The sequence below is a fragment of the Devosia sp. genome (assembly GCF_030689745.1).
GTDB lineage: Bacteria > Pseudomonadota > Alphaproteobacteria > Rhizobiales > Devosiaceae > Devosia > Devosia alba.
On sequence record NZ_JAUYGL010000202.1, the window covers coordinates 1 to 5,112 of the forward strand.

General features: G+C 67.4%; 4 protein-coding genes. 3 read left to right on the plus strand and 1 reads right to left on the minus strand.

Annotated features, from left to right (window positions below; all coding sequences use genetic code 11):
* The coding region (locus Q8O80_RS17840) for an ATP-binding protein (RefSeq protein ID WP_305581746.1) at window positions 1–1,447 on the plus strand (1,447 nt) is incomplete at its 5' end.
* A 48-nt stretch (window positions 1,448–1,495) separates the two neighbouring features.
* Window positions 1,496–3,952: an ATP-dependent helicase HrpB gene (gene hrpB, locus Q8O80_RS17845; RefSeq protein ID WP_305581748.1), complete on the plus strand. Its 2,457-nt coding sequence runs from the start codon at window positions 1,496–1,498 to the stop codon at window positions 3,950–3,952.
* Window positions 3,953–3,991: 39 nt separating this feature from the next.
* On the opposite strand, the gene msrB is transcribed toward hrpB, so the two are convergent.
* Window positions 3,992–4,396, minus strand: a complete 405-nt coding sequence (msrB, locus tag Q8O80_RS17850; RefSeq protein ID WP_305581750.1) for a peptide-methionine (R)-S-oxide reductase MsrB — start codon at window positions 4,394–4,396, stop codon at window positions 3,992–3,994.
* A 103-nt stretch (window positions 4,397–4,499) separates the two neighbouring features.
* On the opposite strand from msrB, the gene Q8O80_RS17855 reads away from it, so the two are divergent.
* The coding region (locus Q8O80_RS17855) for a pyridoxamine 5'-phosphate oxidase family protein (protein WP_305581752.1) at window positions 4,500–5,112 on the plus strand (613 nt) is incomplete at its 3' end.

Genomic DNA, 5,112 nt, shown 5'->3' on the forward strand with positions numbered 1-5,112 from the left:
ATTGCTGGCTACCCGACTGCTGGTCCAGGGCAATTCCGGCTCCGGCAAATCCCACCTGCTGCGCCGTCTGCTTGAACAATCCGCGCCATGGGTGCAGCAATGCATTATCGATCCCGAGGGCGATTTCACCACCCTTTCGGAGAAGTTTGGCCATCTGGTGATTGACGCCACCCGTACCGAAGCCGAACTCACCAATATCGCCGCCCGGGTGCGCCAGCATCGCGTCTCCGTCGTGCTCAATCTTGAAGGGCTCGATGTCGAGCAACAGATGCGCGCTGCCGCGGCCTTTCTGGGCGGCATGTTCGATGCTGATCGCGACTTCTGGTATCCCGTGCTTGTCGTCGTCGATGAGGCTCAGCTGTTTGCCCCCGCTATTGGTGGTGAAGTCAGCGACGAGGCCAGAAAACTCTCGCTCGGCGCCATGACCAATCTGATGTGCCGCGGCCGCAAACGCGGCCTGGCCGGCGTTATCGCCACCCAGCGTCTGGCCAAGCTGGCCAAGAACGTCGCCGCCGAAGCCTCCAATTTCCTGATGGGCCGTACCTTCCTCGATATCGACATGGCCCGCGCCGCCGATCTTTTGGGCATGGAAAAGCGCACCGCAGAGCAATTTCGCGATCTGGCCCGGGGTCACTTCATTGCGCTGGGCCCCGCCATTTCCCGCCGCCCACTGCCCGTCACCATTGGCGATGTGGAAACCCAGGCCCGCTCCACCAGCCCCAAGCTGACCCCGTTGCCCGAGGCGCCCGTTGACGCTGCCGATCTGATCTTTACCGCTTCGCCCGAGGAGCTTGCCCGTCCGATCGTGCGCCGTCCGCCGCCGCCCGCCCCACCCTCGACCAATGAGCTGCTGGCTCAACTGTCGCGCGCCCGCCCCGAAGTGGAAGCCGCGCCGCAATCGCTGTTCCCCGAGATCGACGAGGCTGAGCGCAATAGCCAGATCGACGCCATCATGGCCGAACTGCTGGGCGATCCCGATGCCAGCTTCCGCACCGTGGCCGTCCTGTATCAGGATTTTCTGGTGCGCTGCCGCATTCGCCGGGTGCCCGGCGAACCGCCGGCCCTGCCGGCCTTTAAGCGCAAGTTGGCCGTGGCCCGCGTTGCCCCCGACACCGAAACCGCCCAGTCCGCTGGCTGGCAGCAGGCCCTGATTCTGTCCGAAACCCTCACTGACGATGTGCAGGGCGTGTTCCTCGTATTGGCCCAGGCCGCCCTCAGTGGCGCGCCCTGTCCGTCCGACGCTACCCTGGCCCGGCTCTATGGCACCCATTCAGCCAGCCGTGCCCGCCGCCTGCTCACCTGGTTCGAGGAGCGCGGCCTGCTCGTCGTGCGGCTCGATTTCCGCAACAATCGCGTCGTCGCCTTCCCCGATCTCAACGCTGAAACCGCAGCCGGCGACCCCAACGGCCCCGATACCATGACCGACGAACGCGGCGCCGCCGAATAGCGGACGCGGCCTCTTGCCCTGCCTGCGCCGATCCGCCATGAACCGGCAATGCGCCTGTCACTGCCGCCCCTGCCCATCGATGACGCCCTGCCCGCCCTGCAGGCGGCGCTGGTGGCTGGTCCCTATGCCGTGCTGGTCGCGCCGCCCGGCGCCGGCAAGACCACGCGGGTCCCCCTGGCGCTTCTCGACGCGCCCTGGCTGGGCGACAAGCGCATCATCATGCTCGAACCGCGTCGCCTCGCCGCCCGCGCCGCAGCTGGTCAGATGGCCCGGCTGCTCGGCGAGGAGGTCGGCCAGACCATCGGCTATCGCGTCCGCATGGACACAAAGGTTTCAGCCAGGACTCGCGTCGAAATCGTCACCGAAGGCGTCTTCACCCGCATGCTGCTCGACGATCCCGAGCTCACCGGCACCGCCGCCGTCCTGTTCGACGAATTCCACGAGCGCAGCCTTGATGGTGATCTGGGGCTGGCCCTGACGCTGGACGCCGCTGCCCTGCGCCCCGATCTGCGCGTGCTGGTGATGTCCGCCACCATTGACGGCGCCCGCGTCGCCAGATTGCTCAACAATGCCCCGGTCATCGAAAGCCTCGGCCGCGCCTTCCCGGTCGAGACCATCCACCGCGAGCCTGATCCGCTGCAGCGCCTCGAGGATCAGGTCACCGTCGCCATTCTCGCCGCGCTGCGGGACCATGACGGCTCGGCACTGGTGTTTCTGCCCGGCCAGGGAGAAATCACCCGCGTCGCCGAACGCCTGACTGGTCGCGTGCCGGCCAATACCGATATTGCGCCGCTTTATGGTCAGCTCACCCCGGCCGAACAGGACCGCGCCATCCGCCCCGCCGAACCCGGCCGCCGCAAGATCGTGCTCGCCACCGCGATTGCCGAAACCTCGCTGACCATTGATGGCGTCCGCATCGTCATCGATTCCGGCTTCCGCCGCATCCCGGTCTATGAGCCAGGGACGGGTCTGACCACCCTCGACACCCGCCGCGTCTCCCGCGCTGGCGCCGATCAGCGCCGGGGCCGCGCCGGCCGCACCGCCCCCGGCATCTGCATTCGCCTCTGGAACGAAGGCCAGACCGCGGCGCTGGCGCCCTTCGACACCCCCGAAATCCTTGCCGCCGATCTGGCCAATCTGGTGCTCGACCTCGCCAATTGGGGCGTCAGCGACCCGGCCAGACTGCCTTTCCTTGATCCCCCACCCGCCCCCGCCTGGGCCGAAGCCACCGCCCTGCTGCAGCGTCTGGATGCGCTCGACGCCAGCGGCCATCTCACGCCCGAGGGCAAGGCGCTGGCCCGCCTGCCGCTGCATCCCCGGCTTGCCCATATGGTGGTCGCCGCTGCTGGCGAGGACGACGCCCTGACCGCCGCCCAGCTCGCCATGCTGATCGGGGAGCGCGGCCTTGGTGGCGACGGCACCGATCTGGCACACCGCCTGGAACGCTTCCGCCGCGATTCCGGCAAGCGCGCCGCCGATGCCAAAAGCCTCGCGCAGCGCTGGGCCAGGGCCGCTGGCGGCAACAATGACAATCCGCAATCGCCCGGCCACCATCTGGCCCGCGCCTTCCCCGATCGCATCGCCCAGGCCGCGGGCCCTCGGGGCCGCTTCCGCCTCGCCAATGGCCGTCAGGCGAGCCTCGAGACCACTGACGCGCTTGCCGGCCAGCCCTTTCTCGTCGTCACCGACATCACCGGCGCCGCCGCCACCGGCCGCATTCGCGCCGCCGCCGCGTTGGATCGAGCCGAGCTTGAAACCCTGTTCGCCCACCGCATCACCGCCACCACGACGCTGACCTACGACCCGGCATCCGCCAGCGTCCGCGCCCGCCGCAGCCGCCAGCTTGATGCGCTCAAGCTGGCTGACGAGCCCGTGCCCGTCGATGATCCCGAGGCTGCCGCGCGGCTGCTCGCCCAGGCTGCCGCCCGCCGCGGTCTTGATGGGCTGCCCTGGAGCCGCGACCAGGCCGCCTGGCGCGCCCGTGCCAGTTTCCTCCACGCCACGCTGGGCGAGGACTGGCCCGACCTGAGCGCTCAGGCCCTGGCACAAAGTGTGGACGAGTGGCTCGCCCCCGCCCTGTTTGGGCTGAACAAACTCTCTGAAATCAATGGCGAAAATCTGCGCACCGCACTCGACCTGCTGCTGCCCTATGCCCGACGCCAGGCTATCGAGGCCCTGCTGCCCAGCCATTTCATAGCCCCGACCGGCAACGCCGTGCCCATCGATTATGCTGTCGAAGGCGGCCCCGCGATAGAAATCCGCGTTCAGGAACTCTTCGGCCTCACGCGCCACCCCACCATCGCCAATGGCCGCATTCGCCTGCTGCTGGTTTTGCTCTCGCCCGCCCACCGGCCCATCCAGACCACCCGCGACCTGCCCGGCTTCTGGTCCGGTTCCTGGGCCGACGTGGTCAAGGATCTCAAGGGCCGCTACCCGCGCCACCCCTGGCCCGACGACCCCGCCAAAGCCCGCCCCACGGCGCGGGCCAAGCCAAGGGGAACCTGAGACGGAAAAAAGGCCCCGGATCACGCCGGGGCCTCTCGTCTATTCGGCAGGCAGAAAATTCAGCGCCACGCCATTGATGCAGTAGCGCAGGCCGGTTGGCGGCGGACCGTCCGGGAACACATGGCCCAGATGGCTGCCGCAGGTGGCGCAATGGCATTCCGTGCGGCTCATGCCATGGCTGGTGTCGGTGGAGGTTTCCACCGAACCCGGCAGCGGGTCATTAAAGCTCGGCCAGCCGGTGCCGCTCTCGAATTTCAGCGTCGATTGAAACAGCGGCGTATCGCAGCCAGCACAGGCAAACACGCCCTGGCGCGTCTCGTGCAGCAGCGCGCAACTGCCAGGTCGCTCCGTACCATGCTGGCGCATCACCTGATACTGCTCCGGGCTCAGCCTGGCCCGCCATTCTGCATCCGTGCGGGTTACCTTGAAGGCATGGCTATCCATCGCTTTACTCCTTTGTCACCCTGTCATTCGCGCGCAATATAGGATCAGTTACACAGCGACGAAACCATGCACGCGAAAGCGTGTCCCCCTCTTGGGACCTACCATGACCATTGTCACGTCCATCGCGCAGCTTGAAGCGCTCTACATGCCGGCTCCGGCCGCCGCCTCGACCGTCAAAGTGGCCAGACAGATGACGCCGCAATACCGGCGCCTGGTCCAAGCCAGTCCCTTTGCCGCCTTGGCCACGGTTGGCCCCGAAGGCATCGACTGCTCGCCCCGAGGCGATCAGCCCGGCTTTGTCCGCATCCATGATGACCAGACGCTGATGATGCCCGACCGGCGCGGCAACAACCGCATCGATTCGCTGCGCAATATCGTGCGCGATCCGCGCTGCGCCTTTCTGTTCCTCCTGCCGGGCAGCGGCACCACTTTCCGTGCCCAGGGCCGGGCCCATATCAGTGTCGATCCCAACTTGCTCGACAGCTTTGCCGTCGCGGGCAAGCCCCCACGCTCGGTCATCGTCATGGCAATCGACGAACTCTATTTCCAGTGCGCCCGCGCCATCGTGCGCAGCGAGCTATGGAACCCGGACCGGCATATCGATCCCGCCACGCTGCCCAGCCCCGGCGAGATCCTCGCCGCCATGACCGACAACCAGGTCGGCGGCGAGGCATATGACACCGCCTGGCCGGAGCGCGCCAGACAGACCATGTGGT